This window comes from Rhizobacter sp. P2_H2 (assembly GCF_056403375.1).
In genome coordinates this window covers 1-2,673 of record NZ_JBFUFP010000761.1, presented here as the reverse complement: position 1 = coordinate 2,673, position 2,673 = coordinate 1, and the positions used below count along the sequence as shown (strand labels likewise).

Here is a 2,673-nt window from a genome sequence, read left to right as displayed (position 1 = left end):
GGCCGGAGCTGGTGACGCGCGTCGGTGCGGGCCTGGTGCTGGTGTCGTTCGCGGTGATGGGGCTGATGCCGTTCGTGCCGCCGCAGGCGCAGCTCGGGCTGCTGGTCGCGAGCGCGATCGGCTTCGACCTCGGCATCCAGGTCGCGCTGATCGCGCACCAGACCATCGTCTACGGCATCGACCCCGGCGCGCGCAGCCGCCTCAACGCGGTGCTGTTCACGACGGTGTTCATCGGCATGGCGACCGGCTCGGCGCTGGGCAGCGTGGCGCTCGCGCACTGGGGCTGGATGGCGGTGACGGCGCTGTCGGCCGGCGCGGCAGCGCTGGCGCTGGCCGTGCGGATGTGGCGTTGACAGCCGTCAGCGATCCCGGTTGCGGAACGCCAGCCAGCCCGCCACCGCAGTGAACACCACGACGAACAGCACCACTACGAGGAAGCCGTGCTTGTGCTCGCCGAACGGGATGCCGCCGACGTTCATCCCGAAGAAGCCGGTCGTGATGTTGATCGGCAGCGCCAGCACCGTGACCATCGTCAGCGTGAACAGGCTGCGGTTGGTCTGCTCGCCGACCTGCGCGGCGATCTCTTCCTGCAGCAGCTTGATGCGCTCCTGCAGCGCCGCGAGGTCGCGGATCACCAGCGAGAACTCCTCGGTGGCCTGGCGCAGCTCGTCGAGGTCGGTCGCCGCCACCCAGGGCGGCGGCTGGCGCAGCAGCCGGAACAGCGCGCCCGGCTCCGGCGCCAGCAGGCGCTGCAGCCGCACCAGCACGCGGCGCAGCTGGCCGAGCTCGGCACGCCGGCGGTCGAGGCGGCCGCGCAGCAGGCTGTCCTCGATGCTGTCGACCTTCAGCGTGGCCTCGCGCACGATGCGCACCAGCACGTCGCCCTGGTCCTCGAGCAGGTGGTTCAGCAGGTCGACCGACGAGCCGAAGCGCACGCCCTGCTTCACCGCCTCGCGCAGCCGGTCGATCGAGCGCAGCGGGTGCGCCCGCGCGCTGACGGCCAGCCGCGCGTCGACGCTCATCCACAGCGTCGCGATCTCCGACGGGTCGAACGCGAATTCATAGGCCACGTCGTTGACGACGGCGATCAGGTTGTCCTGCGCGTCCTCGATGCGCGTCGAGCGCGAGCCCTGCTGCAGCGCCTCGAAGAACTCCGGCGCGAGCGGCAGGTTGGCCTGCATCCAGGCCTGCGAGGTGGCCGCGGTGAGGTCGAAATGCAGCCAGATGAAGGACGCATCGCCGGCCGGCTGCTTCAGCCACTCGACGGCCTGGGCCAGGTCGATCGGCTCGCCGCATTCGGTCGGCGAGAAGCGGTAGCCGCACAGCAGGCCGTTCTGCTGGGCTCCGTAAGTGATGGGMATGGGCGCTCCTCCTGTGATGCATGCGCGGCAACCCGCGATGAGAACACGGCTTGATGACATGCCGGCTTTGCAAGCGGGTGTAAGAACAGAAAAGGTGAAACGCCATGAATGCGCTTTCACGGAACTTCGCTGATCATCGCGGCGCTGCAACCCGTCCCCACCGAAGCATGAAGCGCCTGCCCCTGTCCACGACGACCCACATCGCCTTGCTGTTCACCGCCGTCGCGCTCGCCGCCTGCGGTGGCAAGGATGACGGGGACACGCCCGCCGGTTCGCCGCCGGCATCGACGCCCTCGCCGGCTCCCGCACCTGCTCCCGCACCTGCTCCGGCCCCCGCACCGTCGCCTTCGCCCGCCCCATCGCCCGCACCGGCTCCTTCCCCGGCCCCGGCTCCTTCGCCCGCACCCGCGCCGTCGCCTGCGCCAGCCCCCGCTCCGGCACCCTCGCCCGCCCCGGCCCCCGCCCCCACGGCGACCCCGGCGCTCACCAGCGTCGAGCTCGCGCAGACCCACGTCATCCCGCCCACCGGCCGCGGCATGCAATCGGCCAACGACGTGAAGAACAAGGTCACCAAGCGCCTGCTGCTGGTGGCCGACCGCGCCGCGCTGCTGATGGTGCAGCCGTCTGCGAACGTGACGTCGCTGGTGGTGCGCGCCAAGCTGGCCGACGGCCGCACGCTCGGCCCGCTGACGATGAACGCCCCGGCGAAGCTGCCCGCCACCGACGGCGGCCGCCCGGCCTATTCCGCCGTCAAGTACAGCGCGCTGCTGCCGCGCGAGTGGATCCAGATCGGCGCGACGCTCGAGGTCGGCCAGGGCGATTTCTCGTCGCCGCGCAGCGTGGCGCTGAGCGTCACGCCGGCCACCACGCTGACGCACCACACGATTCCGGTCTACCTGTTCGGCGCGCGCGCGGCGCAGTCTGTGGTGCCGGACTGGGCGCTGTCGTCGGCGTCGACCAACGGCTACACGCTCGACCAGGAGTACCTGCAGAAGCTGCCGGTCGCGAACCTCGCCCAGGTGACGACCGGTGCCGTCACGCTCGACCAGCTGGCCGTGCCGGCCCGCAACGACGACCAGTTCTGCTACCCGGCGATGAGCTTCGGCTCGTGGGCCGACTTCAAGGCGGCCGGCGGCGACACCAACGCCCGCATCTACAGGCTGCTCAGCGACATGCGCGGTCCCGCCGCGAACCGGGACGGCAACTTCGCGGCCGGCTTCTACGGCTTCGTGCAGACGGTGGACGGCGGCCGGCAGGTCGCCGCATCGACCGGCGGCGGGCTCGGCGGCGGCGGTGTCGGCACCTCCGGCGG

At 71.4% G+C, this 2,673-nt stretch carries 2 protein-coding genes and 1 pseudogene; 2 read left to right on the top strand and 1 reads right to left on the bottom strand.

The window, feature by feature from the left end; translation table 11 throughout:
- A pseudogene (locus AC1D15_RS25900) lies at nucleotides 1-353 on the top strand (MFS transporter); the annotation flags it as partial.
- Nucleotides 354-359: 6 nt separating this feature from the next.
- Here the strand turns inward: AC1D15_RS25900 and AC1D15_RS25895 are convergent.
- Complete coding sequence (locus AC1D15_RS25895; protein ID WP_477828248.1) at nucleotides 360-1,421, bottom strand: transporter; 1,062 nt, start codon at nucleotides 1,419-1,421, stop codon at nucleotides 360-362.
- Between the two features lie 107 nt (nucleotides 1,422-1,528).
- Between AC1D15_RS25895 and AC1D15_RS25890 the strand changes: the two genes are divergently transcribed.
- Nucleotides 1,529-2,673 (top strand): M66 family metalloprotease (locus tag AC1D15_RS25890; RefSeq protein WP_477828247.1); only part of this gene is annotated, 1,145 nt, incomplete at its 3' end.